The organism is Mesorhizobium sp. CNPSo 4670, from assembly GCF_057784235.1.
Map to the genome: position 1 here is coordinate 53,561 of NZ_JBWJFQ010000011.1, position 16,703 is coordinate 70,263.

At 63.4% G+C, this 16,703-nt stretch carries 15 protein-coding genes; 12 read left to right on the forward strand and 3 right to left on the reverse strand.

Annotated elements, in window-relative coordinates:
- Nucleotides 1–18 precede the first annotated feature (18 nt).
- Nucleotides 19–1,107, reverse strand: a complete 1,089-nt coding sequence (locus tag AC0ZT5_RS19135; protein ID WP_488497685.1) for a fatty acid desaturase family protein — start codon at nt 1,105–1,107, stop codon at nt 19–21.
- 165 nt (nt 1,108–1,272) lie between these two features.
- Between AC0ZT5_RS19135 and AC0ZT5_RS19140 the strand changes: the two genes are divergently transcribed.
- The 8 genes from AC0ZT5_RS19140 (at nt 1,273) to AC0ZT5_RS19175 (ending at nt 9,036) form a co-directional block, all read left to right on the forward strand.
- The gene (locus tag AC0ZT5_RS19140) at nt 1,273–2,304 is read left to right on the forward strand and encodes a LacI family DNA-binding transcriptional regulator (RefSeq protein WP_488497686.1); all 1,032 of its coding nucleotides are present in this window, start codon (nt 1,273–1,275) and stop codon (nt 2,302–2,304) included.
- Between the two features lie 362 nt (nt 2,305–2,666).
- Nucleotides 2,667–3,608, forward strand: a complete 942-nt coding sequence (locus AC0ZT5_RS19145) for a sugar ABC transporter substrate-binding protein (RefSeq protein ID WP_184873061.1) — start codon at nt 2,667–2,669, stop codon at nt 3,606–3,608.
- A gap of 97 nt (nt 3,609–3,705) precedes the next feature.
- On the forward strand, nt 3,706–4,782 hold the full coding sequence (locus AC0ZT5_RS19150) for an ABC transporter permease (protein ID WP_488497687.1): 1,077 nt from the start codon (nt 3,706–3,708) through the stop codon (nt 4,780–4,782).
- Between the two features lie 2 nt (nt 4,783–4,784).
- Nucleotides 4,785–5,552, forward strand: coding sequence for an ATP-binding cassette domain-containing protein (locus tag AC0ZT5_RS19155; RefSeq protein ID WP_095083257.1), 768 nt, complete (start codon nt 4,785–4,787; stop codon nt 5,550–5,552).
- Between the two features lie 112 nt (nt 5,553–5,664).
- Nucleotides 5,665–6,666, forward strand: coding sequence for an inositol 2-dehydrogenase (gene iolG, locus AC0ZT5_RS19160; RefSeq protein ID WP_488497688.1), 1,002 nt, complete (start codon nt 5,665–5,667; stop codon nt 6,664–6,666).
- Nucleotides 6,667–6,691: 25 nt separating this feature from the next.
- Entirely contained in the window at nt 6,692–7,486 is a 795-nt protein-coding gene (locus tag AC0ZT5_RS19165; protein ID WP_488497689.1) for an SDR family oxidoreductase, read from the forward strand.
- Between the two features lie 12 nt (nt 7,487–7,498).
- Nucleotides 7,499–7,741 carry a hypothetical protein gene (locus AC0ZT5_RS19170; protein WP_477281332.1) on the forward strand — a complete coding sequence of 81 codons (243 nt, stop codon included), beginning with the start codon at nt 7,499–7,501 and terminating at the stop codon, nt 7,739–7,741.
- Nucleotides 7,742–7,944: 203 nt separating this feature from the next.
- Complete coding sequence (locus tag AC0ZT5_RS19175; protein WP_488497690.1) at nt 7,945–9,036, forward strand: 3-deoxy-7-phosphoheptulonate synthase; 1,092 nt, start codon at nt 7,945–7,947, stop codon at nt 9,034–9,036.
- Nucleotides 9,037–9,081: 45 nt separating this feature from the next.
- Here the strand turns inward: AC0ZT5_RS19175 and AC0ZT5_RS19180 are convergent, their stop codons facing one another.
- Nucleotides 9,082–9,717, reverse strand: coding sequence for a LysE family translocator (locus AC0ZT5_RS19180; RefSeq protein ID WP_488497691.1), 636 nt, complete (start codon nt 9,715–9,717; stop codon nt 9,082–9,084).
- Nucleotides 9,718–9,844: 127 nt separating this feature from the next.
- On the opposite strand from AC0ZT5_RS19180, the gene AC0ZT5_RS19185 reads away from it, so the two are divergent.
- Nucleotides 9,845–10,549 carry a helix-turn-helix transcriptional regulator gene (locus tag AC0ZT5_RS19185; protein ID WP_488497692.1) on the forward strand — a complete coding sequence of 235 codons (705 nt, stop codon included), beginning with the start codon at nt 9,845–9,847 and terminating at the stop codon, nt 10,547–10,549.
- Between the two features lie 21 nt (nt 10,550–10,570).
- On the opposite strand, the gene AC0ZT5_RS19190 is transcribed toward AC0ZT5_RS19185, so the two are convergent.
- Entirely contained in the window at nt 10,571–11,680 is a 1,110-nt protein-coding gene (locus AC0ZT5_RS19190) for a Gfo/Idh/MocA family protein (RefSeq protein ID WP_488497693.1), read from the reverse strand.
- Between the two features lie 154 nt (nt 11,681–11,834).
- Between AC0ZT5_RS19190 and AC0ZT5_RS19195 the strand changes: the two genes are divergently transcribed.
- The 3 genes from AC0ZT5_RS19195 (at nt 11,835) to iolD (ending at nt 16,669) form a co-directional block, all read left to right on the forward strand.
- Nucleotides 11,835–12,680, forward strand: coding sequence for a MurR/RpiR family transcriptional regulator (locus tag AC0ZT5_RS19195; RefSeq protein ID WP_488497804.1), 846 nt, complete (start codon nt 11,835–11,837; stop codon nt 12,678–12,680).
- 153 nt (nt 12,681–12,833) lie between these two features.
- Nucleotides 12,834–14,768 (forward strand): bifunctional 5-dehydro-2-deoxygluconokinase/5-dehydro-2-deoxyphosphogluconate aldolase, encoded by a 1,935-nt coding sequence (locus AC0ZT5_RS19200; RefSeq protein ID WP_488497694.1) that lies wholly within the window; start codon nt 12,834–12,836, stop codon nt 14,766–14,768.
- A 50-nt stretch (nt 14,769–14,818) separates the two neighbouring features.
- A complete protein-coding gene (iolD, locus tag AC0ZT5_RS19205) occupies nt 14,819–16,669 on the forward strand; it encodes a 3D-(3,5/4)-trihydroxycyclohexane-1,2-dione acylhydrolase (decyclizing) (RefSeq protein WP_488497695.1) in 1,851 nt (616 codons plus the stop codon).
- Nucleotides 16,670–16,703: the final 34 nt, after the last annotated feature.

A 16,703-nucleotide genomic window follows, 5' to 3' on the forward strand; every position in this document is an offset into this window, starting at 1 on the left:
AATCGGATAGCCGCACGATCACTCCGCCGCCGCGACGGCATCGTTGTGGAATTCCTCGCGATATGGCCTGGCGGTGGGCGGCAGCTCGCGCTTGAGGAAATAGTCTTCGTTGCGCAATTGGCGCAGGAAGGCCGGGATCATCTCGCGATAGCCGGCCAGGATCGATCGTGTCGGCGCCGGCAGATCGTGCTTTATCAGCTGATGCAGCTTCGGCAGCGCGTGGTACGGCACCATCGGAAACATGTGATGCTCGACATGGTAGTTCATGTTCCAGTAGATGAATCGGCTGATCGGGTTCATGTAGACGGTGCGGCTGTTGAGGCGGTGGTCGGTGACGTTGTCGGCCAGGCCGCCATGCTGCAGCAGCCCGACCATGACGTGATGCCAGGCGCCGTAGAGCCTGGGCAGGCCGACCAGCATCAGGGGCAGGAGCGAACCGGTATAGAGCGCCAGTGCAATGGTGGCGGCATAGATCGCCGTCCAGATGCGGGCGAAGCGGATCGCCCTTGGCTGCTCCTGCTCGGGAATGAAGGTCTTTTCGGCGGCGCTGATGTTGCCGGCCGCGTTGCGCAGCATGTCGCTCATCGCATGCCAGGCATCGAGCACACCGACAAAGGCAAGGACGACGCGAACCAGGTCCGGTGGCCGCATGACCGAGATTTCCGGGTCGCGGCCGACGATGATGGTGTCGGTGTGGTGGCGCGTGTGGCTCCAGCGCCAGGTCACCGGATTGCGCATGATCATGAAGCAGGCGATCTGATAGATCACATCATTCATCCACTGCGTGCGGAAGGCAGTGCCGTGGCCGCATTCATGCCAGCGTGAATCGGTGGATGAGCCGTAGAGCACGCCGTAGATGAAGAAGAACGGCACGCACCACCACGTGCCCCAGAACAAGGCGGCGCCGGCGCCGCTGAGGATCAGGGCGGCGAGCCAGATGATGGTATCGCGGATCGCCGGTCCGTCGGAGCGTTGCATCAGCTCCTTCATCTGCTTGCGCGGGATGTCGGTGTGATACCACTCGGCCGCCGACAGGCCGGTCTCGACGGCGAGCTTGGCGTCGCGGCCGATCAGGCTGTATTCACGCCGGGACGGCGTTGTGGACATGATTGCCTCCCAGGGCAAGACATTCGCCAGGCGAATGCCCGATATCCATTGGCTTCGATGCTGAAAATAACGCCAACGCATGATAGACTCAACATCACAAAGATAGTTTCTATCATTTCCTATCAGAATGATGTAAGACGGGCTGGGCAATCCGATGAGGCAAGCATGGCAAAACGGCCGACCATCACCGATCTGGCGCGCATCTCCGGTGTCAGCGTTGCCACGGTGGACCGTGTGCTCAACAGCCGCCTGCCGGTGCGCGAGGACACGGCACGCCGCGTCTACGAGGCGGCAACCGAGATCGGCTATCACGCTGCCGGCCTGATCAAGCAGCGGATGCGCCATGAATTGCCGGAATACCGGCTGGGCTTCCTGCTGCTCAAGGGCAATTATGTCTTCTACAGCGAGTTCGCCCGCGAGCTTGAACTGGCCGTGTCGCGATCGCCGCGTTTCCGTGGTGTCGCCATCATCGACTTCGCGGACTCTCTGGCCCCCGATGAAATCGTCGAACGCGCGCGCAGGCTGGCGGCCAAATGCAGGGCCGTCGCCTTGGTCGGGCCGGATCACCCGACGCTGACGGTTGCGGTCGAGGAGATGAAGGCGAAAGGGTTGCCGGTGTTTTCCCTGCTGTCCGACTTCGCCGCGGGCATTCGCGAAGGCTATGTAGGCCTCGACAACCGCAAGGTCGGCCGCACCGCCGCCTGGATGATTTCGAAGGCCGCCAAACGGCCGGGCAAGGTCGCGCTGTTCGTCGGCAGCCATCGCTTCCATGGCCATGAGTTGCGCGAGATCGGCTTTCGCTCCTTCTTTCGCGAGCAGGCGCCGGAATTCACCTTGCTTGAGACGTTGGTCAACTTGGAAGCCAACCAGATCACGCAGGACACGCTGCTCGACCTCCTCGGCCAGCACCCCGATCTCGTCGGCTGCTATGTCGCCGGCGGCGGCATGGAAGGCGCGGTCGCTGCGCTCAGGCAAGCAAAGCCCGCCGAAATGCCCGCGGTCATCTGCAACGAGATCACAGCCATATCGCGCTCCGCCCTAGCGGACGGTGTCCTGACGATGGTGATCTCGACGCCGCTGGCCGCACTTTGCCGCGAGCTGGTCGACCTGATGGCACATGCCATCGAAATGGGTGCGGCGAATGCACCGGGCCAGACCTTCCTGCCGTTCGATATCTATCTGCCGGAAAATATCTAGCGCTGTCGACCTTCAAGATTGGCTGAGAAACCTAGACTTCGTCATCCCAGGGCCGAGCGGGAGTGAAGCGACGTCGCGGTGTCCCCGGATGACGAAGTGATCGGTGCTTGTCATCCGAAAATCGCGCATCCGGTTTTGAAATCTCCCTTGACGCCTAGAGGCAAAATGGAATAAATATTTCACCAGCTATATATTTTGGTTCTTTCGTTCCGGAACATCTGTTTCAAACAGAGGGTTTGACGTTCCAGCAAACGGGAAACGTCACCCGGGACTGAAATGACATCGGGAGAGATTCCCCGGGGAGATCGGGGATTCCGGATAGATCGGTGCAACCGGACACCAATATGTGGAGGAGAAACACAATGAAGAAACTGATTTTGGGCGTCGCTTTCGCGGCGCTGATGAGTTCATCCGCCATGGCCGCCAAGGTCGGCGTATCGATGGCCAAGTTCGACGACAACTTCCTGACCGTGCTGCGCAACGGCATGATCGAGCAGGCCAAGGGCATGAGCGGTGTGGAGTTGCAGGTCGAGGACGCGCAGAACGACGTCGCCAAGCAGCTTGACCAGATCAAGAACTTCGCCGCCTCCGGCGTCGACGCGATCATCGTCAATCCGGTCGACACCTCGGCCACGCAGGCAATGTCGGACGCCGCAGCTGCCGCCAAGATCCCGCTGGTCTACGTCAACCGCGAACCGGTCAATGTCGACAAGCTGCCGGAAAACCAGGCCTTCGTCGCTTCGAACGAGGCCGATTCCGGCACGCTCGAGACCAAGGAAGTCTGCCGCCTGTTCAAGGAAGCCGGCAAGAAGGAAGCCAATGTCTATGTGATCATGGGCGAGCTGTCCAACCAGGCCGCCGTGCAGCGCACCAAGGATATTGAAGAGGTGATCGCCACGCCGGATTGCAGCTTCATCAAGATCATCGACAAGCAGACGTCGAACTGGAACCGCGACGAGGCCCAGAACCTGATGACCAACTGGTTGTCGACCGGCAAGCCGTTCGATGGCGTCATCGCCAACAATGACGAAAGCGCCATCGGCGCCATCCAGGCGATGAAGGCCGCCAACATCGACATGAAGGCGGTCGTGGTCGGCGGCGTCGACGCCACCCAGGACGCGCTGGCCGCGATGCAGGCCGGCGACCTTGACGCAACCGTGTTCCAGGACGCGGCCGGCCAGGGCGCGGGCGCACTGGACGCGGCATTGAAACTGTCCAAGGGCGAGAAGGTCGAACACAAGGTCTACGTCCCTTTCCAACTGGTGACGCCGGCGAACATCGACAAGTTCCTGAAGAAGAACTGAGCAACGGGCATAAGGAGCGGCGCTTCAGCGCCGCTCCCCTTCCCTCAGCGCCGGCAAGGCAGCGAGGGGCGACCGCGGCTGACGGAGGATAGAAGATTTGGCACAGACATCTCATGGCGTCGGCGGGGTCGGCTACGACGCGAAGAAGCGCACGTGGCCTGCCGAAATCAACGTTTTCCTGGCGCTTGTCATCCTCGTCGTCGTCTTCGAACTGATCGGCCGGATCTTTCTCGGCGACAGCTTCCTGTTCAACACCCGCAGCGACGTCAGCGGGATCTTCAACGAGGCACGCCTGCAGATCATCATCCTGCAGGTGTCGATCGTCGGCATCATCGCCATCGGCGTGACGCAAGTGATCATCACCGGCGGCATCGACCTGTCCTCGGGTTCGATCGTCGGCGCGACAGCGATGATCGCCATGAGTTTTGCCCAGGTGGCGACCGTCAATGGCAACCCCAACCCCAAGGCTATGTTCCTCGCGCAAGGCTGGACCGACCTGCCCGTCATCGTGCCGCTGCTGGTCGCGATCAGCTGCGGGCTGTTCGCCGGCCTGGTCAACGGCGCCTTGATTGCCTACACGCGCATTCCGCCGTTCATCGCCACGCTCGGCATGATGGTGACGGCGCGCGGCATCGCCAAATGGTGGTCCAAGGGACAGCCGATCTCGTTTCCTACCGACAGCTTCGCGGCAATCGGCAAAGGGCTGATGCCGGTCATCATCTTCCTGTCGCTGGCGGTGCTGTTCCAGCTGATCATGACCTACACGCGATACGGAAAGCACTGTTACGCGATCGGCTCCAACGAGGACGCCGCGCGCATGTCCGGCATCAAGATCGCCAACCACAAGATCCTCGTCTACGTCATCGCCGGCGTGCTCGCCGCGCTCGCAGCCGTGGTGCTGAGTTCCAAGAACCTCACCGCGCAGTCGGGCATGGGCGTGATGTACGAACTCGACGCGATCGCCATGGCGGTCATCGGCGGCGTCTCCTTGTCGGGCGGCCGTGGCTCGATCGTCGGCACGGTGATCGGCTCGCTGATCTTCGGCGTCATCATCTCCGGCTTCACCTTCCTGCGCCTCGACGCCTACTACCAGGAGATGGTCAAGGGCGTGATCATCGTCGGCGCAGTCGTTCTCGACCAGTGGCGTCAACGCCTTAGGGCAATGAGGGCTTGATCATGGCAGACATCGTCCTGAAGACCGAAAACCTGACCAAGCGCTATGGCGGCGTGCATGCGCTGGAAGGCGCTAACTTCGAACTGCGCAAAGGGGAGCATGTCGCCATAATGGGCGACAACGGCGCCGGCAAGTCGACTTTCGTGCGCCAGATCACGGCCGTCGAGCAACGCACCGACGGCAAGATCTGGTTCGACGGCAAGGAAGTGAACTTCACCGGACCGATCGCGGCGCGCGAGGCGGGCATCGAGACGGTGTTCCAGAACCTGGCGCTGGCCGACGATCTCGACGTGCCGTCGAACCTGTTCCTCGGCCGCGAAAAGGTGCTGTTCAATCTCGGACCGTTCTCGATCCTGGACCGCAAATACATGCGCAAGGCGACCGAGGCCGCACTGGTCCGCACCGCGGTGAAAATCCCCAATCTGTCCAATACGATCCGCCACATGTCGGGTGGCCAGCGCCAGTGCGTGGCGATCGCCCGAACCGCGACCTTCGCCTCCAAGCTGATCATCATGGATGAGCCGACGGCAGCCCTCGGCGTGCAGGAGACCGCGCAGGTCGAAAACATCATCCGCACGCTGAAGGACAATGGCGAGCCGCTGATCCTGATCAGCCACAACATGCGTCAGGTGTTCGACCTTTGCGACCGCATCGTCGTCTTCCGCCGCGGCCGCATCGTCGCCAACCTGCGCAAGCAGGACACCGACGGAAACGATATCGTCTCCTACATCACCGGCGCCAAGACCGGAGAGGCGGAACTCGCGGCCTAGGGCCGGGCAAGGGGGCGGTGGTCACCGCCTTCCTGTCGATGTCGTCTTGACCGGAACATCACCCGCGCCCATGACCGGCGCCTTGCTTCGAACCATCCTCAAAGGACATTCCATGGTACTCCGCTTCGCCCTCCTCGGTGCCGGCCGCATCGGCAAGGTCCACGCCCGCGCCGTCGGCTCCAACCCGCAGGCCAAACTGGTTGCCGTTGCCGACGCATTCGAGAAAGCGGCGACCGAGCTGGCGACCGCCTATGGCGCCGAGGTGCGCAGCATCGACGCCATCGAAAAATCCAAGGACATCGACGCCGTCGTCATCTGCACGCCGACCGACACCCATGCCGACCTGATCGAGCGTTTCGCCAAGGCCGGCAAGGCGATCTTCTGCGAGAAGCCGATCGACCTCGACGTCAAACGCGTCGAGAAGTGCCTGGCCGTGGTCGAGAAGGCTAAGGCAACGCTGATGGTCGGCTTCAACAGGCGCTTCGACCCGCATTTCGCCGCCGTGCGCAAGGCGATCGAGGACGGCGCCATCGGCACCGTCGAGATGGTGACCATCACCTCGCGCGATCCAGGTGCGCCGCCGATCGACTACATCAAGCGCTCGGGCGGCATTTTCCGCGACATGACCATCCATGATTTCGACATGGCGCGCTTCCTGCTCGGCGAGGAGCCGGTGGCGGTCAGCGCGCACGCCTCGGTGCTGGTCGACAAGAAGATCGGCGCCGCCGGCGATTTCGACAGCGTCAGCGTCATCCTGGAGACCGCTTCCGGCAAGCAGGCCGTCATCTCCAATTCGCGCCGCGCCACCTATGGCTATGACCAGCGCATCGAGGTGCATGGCTCGAAAGGCATGATCGCGGCCGAGAACCAGCGTCCGGTGTCGATCGAACTGGCCAACGAGAAGGGCTATACGCGCCCGCCGCTGCACGACTTCTTCATGACCCGCTACCTCGACGCCTATGCCAATGAGATCGCTGCCTTCATCGCAGCGGCGACCTCAGGCAAGAAGGCGGCGCCAAGCGGCGCCGACGGGCTCGTGGCGCTGAAGCTCGCCGATGCGGCGCTGAAATCGGCCACATCGGGCGAGACCGTCCGTCTCGACACGGCAAAGTAAGATCACCAGGTACAGGAGCCCAGCGATGAGCACATCAGCCGCTCGCAATCGTGAAACGCGCGCCATCGTCACTGGCGGCGCGCAAGGTATCGGCTTTGCCGTCGCCGAGGCACTGGCCGACGAGGGCTGCCAGGCTTTGGCGCTGATCGGCCGCTCGCAGGAGAAGGGCGACAAGGCCGTCGCCCATTTCAAGAAATCGGGCGTCGACGCGATCTTCATCAGCGCCGACGTCTCGAAGGTCGCCGACTGCAAGCGCGCCGTCGCGACCGCAATCTCGCATTTCGGCACCATCAACGCCCTGGTCAATGCCGCAGCGACGTCGGCACGCGGTTCGCTGGTCGAGACGAGCGAAGAGCTTTTCGACCAGATCTTCGACACCAATGTGCGTGGACCCTTCTTCCTCATGCAGGGGCTGGTCGCCCACCTCTTGGAGCGCAAGGCGCCGGGTTCGATCGTCAACGTGCTGTCGATGTCGGCGCATGCCGGCCAGTCCTTCCTGACGCCCTATTCGACCAGCAAAGGCGCGCTGATGACGCTGACCAAGAATGTCGCCAGCTCCTATCGAAAGAACCGCATCCGCTGCAACGCCGTGCTGCCCGGCTGGATGGACACTGAGGGCGAGGCGATCGTGCAGAAGAAATGGCACGACGCGCCGGACGACTGGCTGGAGAAGGCCGAGGCCGCGCAGCCGATGGGGCAACTGGTCAAGCCGGCGCAACTCGCCCGGCTGATCAGCTATATGATCAGCCCGCAAGCCGGCGTCATGACCGGGTCGCTGGTCGACTACGACCAGAACATTTCCGGGGTGATCGGTGAGTAGAATCTCGGTTCGATGCATCCATATTGGATCACGCTAAGCGGCCATCTCGGTGTCGGCATCACCGCCCGGTCGGAGGCCGATGCGCTGCAACTCTTCGTGCTTGCCTTCGGGTCCGCCGAGAAAATTGTCAGCATCGAGATCATCAAGGACATGAACGATCTCGAACAAAATCACGTCGTGCCCAATATGGGCGGAGCCAACTGGTTTCGACGCGGCATCTGGTTTCCGCAGGGCCACGAGCACATTTCAAATTGAGGGGGGACGTGACAAGCGCCTCCGCTTCGACTATATGAGCCTCATGATCAACCTGACCGCCACGTATTGGTACTTTAGGAGCTCGCTGGCGGCGGGAGGATTGCGCTCGATCTGAAGATTGCAGCAACAAGATCCGAACAGCCGCCAGACCTGGCGGCTTTTTTGTTTCAGCCGGCAGGTCTCCCAATCAGGAGCAGAAAGCCGTGTTGACCACCACAGATGACCTTCGGGTCAAGGAAATCAGGGAACTGAGTACGCCGGACCAGGTGATGCGGGAGATCCCGCGCACGCTGACGGCGACGCGCACCGTTGCCGCGTCACGCAATGCAACCCACGCCATCTTGAACGGGACCGACGATCGACTGCTCGTCATCGTCGGTCCCTGTTCGATCCACGATCCGGTCGCGGCCGTCGATTATGCCAGCCGTCTGGCGGCGCTGCGCGAGACCCTGTCCGACCGGCTTGAGATCGTGATGCGGGTCTATTTCGAGAAGCCGCGCACGACGGTCGGCTGGAAGGGCCTGATCAACGATCCCGACCTCGACGGCAGCTTCAACATCGACAAGGGGCTGCGGATGGCGCGCAACGTGCTCTCCGCCGTCAACAATCTCGGCCTGCCGGCGGCGACCGAATTCCTCGACATGACCACGCCGCAATACATTGCCGACCTCGTCGCCTGGGGCGCCATCGGCGCGCGCACGACCGAGAGCCAGATCCACCGCGAGCTGGCATCGGGCCTGTCCTGCCCGGTCGGCTTCAAGAACGGCACCGACGGCAATCTGCGGATCGCCGCGGAGGCGGTGAAATCGGCCGCCCAGCCGCACCATTTCATGGCGGTGACCAAGGGCGGACGCAGCGGCATCGCGACGACCACCGGCAATGAAGACTGCCACGTCATCCTGCGTGGCGGCGTTCAGCCCAACTATGACGCGGCGAGCGTCGAGGCGGCCTCGGTCGAACTCGCCCGCATCGGCGTCGCACCTCGGCTGATGATCGATGTCAGCCACGCCAACAGCTCAAAGAGGCCCGAGAACCAGCCCAAGGTGGCGGCCGATGTCGCGGGCCAGGTCACGGCGGGTGACGAGCGCATCATCGGCGTCATGATCGAGAGCAATCTCGTCGCCGGTCGGCAGGACGTGGTGCCCGGCAAGCCGCTCGTCTACGGCCAGAGCATCACCGACGGCTGTATCGACTGGGCGACCACCGAAACTGTGCTGCACGGCCTTGCCGGCGCGGTCGAGTGGCGGCGCTCGGCACGCCGCGCCATGATCGACAGCCGCCAGGGGGCGGCCTGACAGGCCGGGATAAGGCGGCGGCGTTTCCAGGTCGAGGCCGGGAATTCACGCCGCCTTCAAACCTTGCCAGGCGGTCAGTACCGACACCGCAACCAGGAGCAGTCCGGCCGCCCGGCCGGCAAATGCGGTCGCCCGGGGATTGGCGACCAGGAGATTGCGGCTGCGCCCGGCGGTGACGGCAAGCCCGCCATAGACGGCAAACTGCACGGCCACCGTCATGAATCCCATGACGGCCGCCTGTATCCAGATCGGACCATAGGCGGGTTTGAGAAATTGCGGATAGACCGCAAAGACGAAGAGGTAGGCCTTGGGATTGATCAGGCAGATCACCAGCCCCTGGCGAAACGCCTTCCATGCGGAGCGGCTGCCGGCAGGCCCCTCGTGGCCGACCTTGATCGAACTGCGCATCAGCGTCAGGCCGATGAAGGCCATGTAGCCGGCGCCGGCAATCAGCAACGGATTGTAGAGGATCGGCACGAAATGCATCAGCAGGCCGACGCCGACAGCGCCGTTCAGCGTGTGCACCATGCCGCCCAGCATGATGCCGCCGGTCGCGGCAAGGCCTCTATTGCCGCCGCCGGTCAGCGCATTGGCAAGCACAAAAAGCATGTCCATGCCGGGCACGATGATGATGCCGAACAGCAGGAGGAAGAACAGCCAGAGATTATCCGCATAGTCCATGTCAGTTGCCTGTCGCCTCGCCCGGCGAAGCCGCTGAGGAATGTGTTGATTTTCAATTCGATAGGCAGTCGTATAGGTCAGTCCTACTGACGATGTAGTGTCAGTTGTGATCGGAGCGGGTGAGGAAATGCGCAAGGCGTCACGGCTGTTCGAGATCATTCAGATCGTGCGGCTGGCGAGGCAGCCGGTGACGGCTGCCATGATGGCTGAAAAGCTGGAAGTGACGGTGCGCTCCGTCTATCGCGATATTGCAGCACTTCAGGCGATGCGCGTGCCGATCGAGGGCGGGCGCGGCATCGGCTACATCCTGCGCCCCGGCTTCGACCTGCCGCCGCTGATGTTTTCGATCGAGGAGATGGAGGCGATCGTTCTGTCGCTGGCACTGCTGGAGCGCACGGGTGACAGCGAGCTTAAGCAGGCGGCCAAGCGTGTCAGCGCCAAGATCGCCGGCGCGGTGCCGCCGCCCTTGCGCCAGACATTCGACGCCAATGCGTTGCATGCGTGGGGATTCGCCGCGCCCTCGGTCGGTGCGGTCGATCTGGCGCTGGTGCGCCGCGCCATCCGCGACGAGGAGAAGCTCGACCTGTCCTATCGCGACGAGCTCGGCCGCGCCTCCGAGCGCCTCATCCGCCCGATTGCGCTGATCTATTACGCCGAAACCGCCAACATAGTCGCCTGGTGCGAGTTGCGTCAGGCGATCCGCAATTTCCGCAGCGACCGGATCGAGGATTGCCAGGCGACGGGGCTACGGTTCAAGGGCGAAGGCGATCGTCTGCGGCAGGTCTGGGTGAACGGATGGGAGACGAACGCCGCCCAGGCTGCCAGCGGCTGAGGCGATCCATCACGACGCGGACTATCTCACATCGACCCAGCGCTTTTCCTCGAACGAGCGCGCCATCGCGTGCACGGTGCGCTCGATTTCCAGCCCTTCGGCGAACTCGATGATCCGCGCCGGCTTGCCGGCCAGCCGCGTCAAGAGTTCGTGGCACTCGATGATCTTGAGATCGTTGAAGCCGAGGCCATGGCCGGGCGCCGGCAGGAAGGCGTCGTAGGGCTTGTGGTGCGGCGCCACCAGAATGGTGCGATAACCCTGTTCGGTCGGGCGATCGGCAGTGAGGTAGAGCTGGAATTCGTTCATCCGCTCCTGGTCGAACAGGATCGATCCCTTCGAGCCGAAGATCTGGATGGCGATGCGGCCCTTGCGGCCCCAGGCCGAGCGGTTGACCAGCAGCGTGCCGGCAATGCCGTTTTCCAGATGCATCAGCACGCTGGCGATGTCATAGGTCTCGACCGCGCGGCGGCCGCCGGCGGCGAGCTTGCGGTCGGCATAGGGCTTGGCCATGTCGCAGATGACGCTGGCGACGCGGCCGAACAAGGCGGAGACCAGCGACAGCGGATGCACGGCGAAATCGTCGAGCGCGCCATAACCGGAAGCCGCTTCGTGCTTCCAGAAGAACAGCGCCTCCGGGTCGGCCATGAAGTCCTCATCCATCTCGATGCGCAGATGGTTGACCTCGCCGATGACCTTCTCGTCGAGCAGCGCGCCGATGTGGCGGATGGCCGGGCTCTGGACGTAGTTGTAGCCGAGGGCGGCGACCTTGCCCGACTTCTTCGCCGCCGCCGCCATGGCTTCGGCCTCGGCGAAGCTCGGCGCCATAGGCTTTTCGCACCACAGATGCTTGCCGGCCTCGAGGATGGCGATGGCCATCTCCGGATGGAACTGGTTGGGCGTGGTCAGCGAGACGATATCGACATCCGGGTCGTTGACGACGGCGCGCCAGTCGCCGGACGCCTTGGCGAAGCCGAACTCGCCGGCCTTGCGCCTGGCGAGGTCCTCATTGACCTCGCCGAGATGGATGAGCCGGGGCTTGGGCACGTCGGGAAAGACGGCGCCGACGGCACTCCATGCGATGGCGTGACACTTGCCCATGAAACCCGTGCCGATGAGACCGACGCCGACCATTTTCCATTTCTCCACTGCCTGAAGCGTTGGATGGATGAATTAGTCCATTTTCTCTTGGAATGGAATGTCTGCCTCATTTTTTATGGCGTTCTTGCGCAGGCTCGCTATGATGGGGCAGAGAGGGTACCCATAGATGAGCCTGGACAGAGCGACGATGGACGAACGGGTACCTCGCGACTTCGAGACGCTGCGCGCCACCATCCTGGACCGGCGCGAAAGCCTGCCCAAGCGCATCGCCCAGATCGCCGCCTATGCGCTCGACAATCCCGACGACATCGCCTTCGGCACCGCCGCCAGCATCGCCGCTTCGGCCGGCGTGCAGCCGTCGACGTTGATCCGCTTTGCCCAGCAGCTCGGCTTCGACGGTTTCACCAGCCTGCAGCAGGTGTTTCGCGAGCGGCTGCGCGAGCGCAATTCCTCCTATGATGAACGCCTGCAGGCGCTGCGTGCCAAGGCCGAGGGCGCCGCCGGTCACCGAGCGATCTTCGACGGCTTCGTCGCCGCCGCCAGCACCTCGCTCAACGACATTTCGCGCACGCTTGACGACGCGCATCTGGAAGACGCGATTTCCCTGCTGGCGAAGGCGGAAACCATTTACGTTTTGGCCAAGCGCCGCTCCTATCCGGTGGCGTCCTACATCGCCTATGCGCTGGGCAAGCTGAAGATCCGCAATCAACTGATCGAATCGGCCGCCGGGCTGAACGCCGAGATGATCGCATTCGCCACGCCGGCGGATGCCGTCATCGCGATCAGCTTCTCGCCTTACGCGCCGGCCACCATCGACGAGGCGCGCAGCATTTCGGAACAGGGCGTGCCGATCGTCGCCATCACCGACAGCTCGTTTTCGCCGCTTGCCCAGTTCGCCAGCATCTGGTTCGAGGTGGCCGAGGCGGATTTCGCCGGCTTCCGCTCGCTGTCGGCGACGATGGCGCTGGCCATGGCGCTGACCGTCGGCGTCGGCGAAAAACGGCGCAGCACGGGCCGCAGGCGCAAGGCCTAGCAGGCACCTCAAAGACAATTTAGGCCAGGGAATGCTCATTCCATATTGACTATGGATTGGAATTATTATTTCATATTCCTGGCGCCACGCTGCCGCTCGCGCGTGTACCCCAAAATACGTTGCTCAAGACAACAAGACTGACGGGAGGTTCCAATGAGCGAAGCCATGGACGCGAGACAGGCGCCGCTCGACGTCATCACCATCGGTCGCGCTTCCGTCGACCTTTATGGCCAGCAGATCGGCTCGCGGCTGGAGGACATCACCTCGTTCGCCAAGTCGGTCGGTGGCTGCCCGGCCAACATTTCGGTCGGCACGGCGCGGCTCGGCCTGCGCTCGGCGCTGCTCACCCGCGTCGGCGACGAGCAGATGGGCCGCTTCATCCGCGAACAGCTGGCGCGCGAAGGCGTCTGCGTCGACGGGCTGAAAACCGACAAGGAACGGCTGACCGCATTGGTGCTGCTGTCGGTCGAGGACGAAGGCGTGTCGCCGATGATCTTCTACCGCAGCGACTGCGCCGACATGGCGCTGGCGCCGGAAGACATCGACGAGGCCTTCATCGCCTCGGCGCGATCCATCGTCGTCACCGGCACGCATTTTTCCCGCCCCAACAGCGATGCCGCGCAGCGCAAGGCAATCCGCATCATCAAGGCCAAGGGCGGCAAGGTGGTGTTCGACATCGACTATCGGCCGAACCTCTGGGGTCTGGCCGGCCATGCCGAAGGGTTCGAACGTTACGTGAAATCAGACCGGGTCTCGGCCCAGCTGAAGACAGTGCTGCCCGATTGCGACCTGATCGTCGGCACAGAAGAAGAGATCATGATCGCGTCGGGTGCCGATGATTGCCTGAGCGCCTTGAAGACGATCCGCTCGCTGTCCTCGGCGACCATCGTTCTGAAGCGAGGCGCCATGGGCTGCATCGTCTATGACGGGCCGATCAGCGACGATCTGGAGGACGGTGTCGTCGGCAAGGGCTTTCCGATCGAGATCTATAATGTGCTCGGCGCCGGCGACGCTTTCATGTCCGGCTTCCTGCGCGGCTGGCTGGGCGGAGAAGACCATGCGACGGCGGCGACCTGGGCCAATGCCTGCGGCGCCTTCGCCGTGTCGCGGCTGCTCTGCGCGCCGGAATATCCGACCTTCGAGGAGCTGCAGTTCTTCCTCAAGAACGGCAGCAAGCATCTTGCCTTGCGCAAGGACGAGGCGATCAATCACATCCATTGGGCGACCACCCGCCGCCGCGACGTTCCCTCGCTGATGGCGCTCGCCTGCGACCATCGCATCCAGCTCGAGGATGTGGCGGCAAAGGTCGGTACCGATCCCGCACGCATCCGCGATTTCAAGGTGCTGGCGGTCAAGGCGGCGGCGAAGGTCGCTGCCGGCCGTGACGGCTACGGCATGCTGATCGACGAGAAGCATGGCCGCGAGGCGATGTTCGAATTCGCCCGCCATCCCTTCGCCTGGCTCGGGCGGCCAGTCGAATTGCCGGGATCGCGACCGCTGCGTTTCGAGTTCTCGCAGGACATCGGCTCGCAACTCGTCGAATGGCCGGTCGACCACTGCATCAAGTGCCTGTGCTTTTATCACCCCGACGATCCGGCTGCCTTGAAGGAAGAGCAGCAGCAGAAACTGCGCGCGCTGTTCGAGGCCGCACGCAAGGTCGGCAGGGAATTGCTGGTCGAGATCATCGCCGGCAAGCACGGCAAGCTCGACGACAAGACGATCCCGCGCGCGCTGGAGGAACTCTATGCGCTCGGCATCAAACCCGACTGGTGGAAGCTCGAACCGCAGGCTTCGGCGGCGGCGTGGGCAAAGATCGAAGCGGTGATCCTCAAGCACGATCCGTGGTGCCGGGGCGTCGTGCTGCTTGGCCTGGAAGCGCCGCAGGACGAACTGGAGGCGGCTTTCGCCGCCACCGCCAAGGCGCCCATCGTCAAGGGATTTGCCGTCGGCCGCACCATCTTCGTCCACGCGGCCGAACAATGGCTGGCCGGCAAGATGTCGGATGACGAGGCGATCGCCGACATGGCCTCGCGCTTCGAACAGTTGACCGAAGCGTGGCTTGCCGCGCGCGGCCGCAAAGCAGCATAAGAAGGCGCGGCATAGGACAAGCGGACCCAAGGACTGGGGAGGAAACCACCATGAGCAAGACAATCCGCCTGACAATGGCGCAGGCGCTGACCCGCCTTCTCAGCAGACAGATGACCGAGATCGACGGCAACAAAGTCCCGATCTTCGGCGGTGTCTGGGCGATCTTCGGCCATGGCAACGTCGCCGGCATCGGCGAAGCGCTCTATCAGGTGCGCGACGAACTGCCGACCTTCCGCGCCCACAATGAACAGGCGATGGCGCATGCGGCGATCGCCTTTGCCAAGGCCAATTTCCGCCGCCGCTTCATGGCGGCGACCTCGTCGATCGGCCCCGGCGCGCTCAACATGGTGACGGCTGCTGCACTCGCCCACGTCAACCGGCTGCCGGTGCTGTTTCTGCCCGGCGATGTCTTCGCCAACCGCATTCCCGATCCGGTGCTGCAGCAGGCCGAGGATTTCTCCGACGGCACGGCGACGGTCAATGACTGCTTCCGTCCGGTGTCGCGGTATTTCGACCGCATCACGCGGCCGGAACAGATCATCCCGGCGCTCAGCCGTGCCATGCAGGTGCTGACCGATCCGGCCGATTGCGGCCCGGTGACCCTGTCGCTGTGCCAGGACGTGCAGGCCGAGGCCTATGACTATCCCGAGAGCTTCTTTGCCGAGCGGGTCTGGCACCAGCGCCGCCCGCGGCCGGACCGCCATGAGCTAGCCGCAGCGGTGGCAGCACTCAAGGGGGCGAAGAAGCCGCTGGTGATCGCCGGCGGGGGCGTGCTTTATTCGCAGGCCTCGGATGAGCTGGCGAAATTCGTGCAGGGCGCCGGCATCCCGGTCTGCGAGACGCAAGGCGGCAAATCCTCCCTGCCGGACGATCATCCGCTCAACATGGCGGCGGTTGGCGTCACCGGCACCTCGGCCGCCAACCGGCTGGCGGAGGAGGCCGATGTCGTGCTGGCCATCGGCACGCGGTTGCAGGATTTCACCACCGGCTCGTGGGCGCTGTTCAAGAATTCCGGCAAGACCATCATCGGCTTGAACGTGCAGCCCTTCGATGCCGGCAAGCACCGGGCGCTGCCGCTTGTCGCTGATGCGGCCGAGGGGCTGGCCGAACTCGGCGCGGCGCTGAGGGGCTGGAAAGCGCCGGCAAGCTGGACCGACAATGCCGCCGCCGGCAAGAAGGCCTGGCAGGCTGAGGCGGCCAAGGTGACGGCGTCGACCAACGCCACCTATCCTTCCGACGCGCAGGTCATCGGCGCCGTGCAGCGCGCGATGGGCTCTGGCGTAACCCTGCTGCATGCCGCCGGCGGCCTGCCCGGCGAACTGCACAAGCTATGGCAAGCGGGCGCGCCCGGCTCCTACCATGCCGAATACGGCTTCTCGACCATGGGCTACGAGATTGCCGGCGGCCTTGGCACAAAGATGGCGAAGCCGGACGAGGAGATCGTCGTCATGATCGGCGACGGCTCCTATCTGATGCTGAATTCCGAAATCGCCACCTCGGTGATGCTCGGTCTCAAGCTGACCATCGTGCTGCTCGACAACCGCGGTTATGGCTGCATCAACCGGCTGCAGATGGCGACCGGCGGCGCCAACTTCAACAATCTCCTGAAGGACTCACGCCACGAAATCCTGCCCGATATCGACTTCGCCGCGCATGCGGCCAGCATGGGGGCGATCGCCGAGAAAGTGCCGTCGATCGCCGGGCTGGAAAACGCCCTGGAAAAGGCAGGGAAGAACAACCGCACCACCGTGCTGGTCATCGACACCGATCCGCTGGTTTCGACCGATGCCGGCGGCCATTGGTGGGATGTTGCGGTGCCGGAGGTGTCGGCGCGTGCCCAGGTGAACGCGGCGCGCAAGGCCTATGACGAAAAACGGCAGATGCAGACCATTGGCGATTGATGCCAACGCCGGCAAATCCCACCTTTCTCCTCGC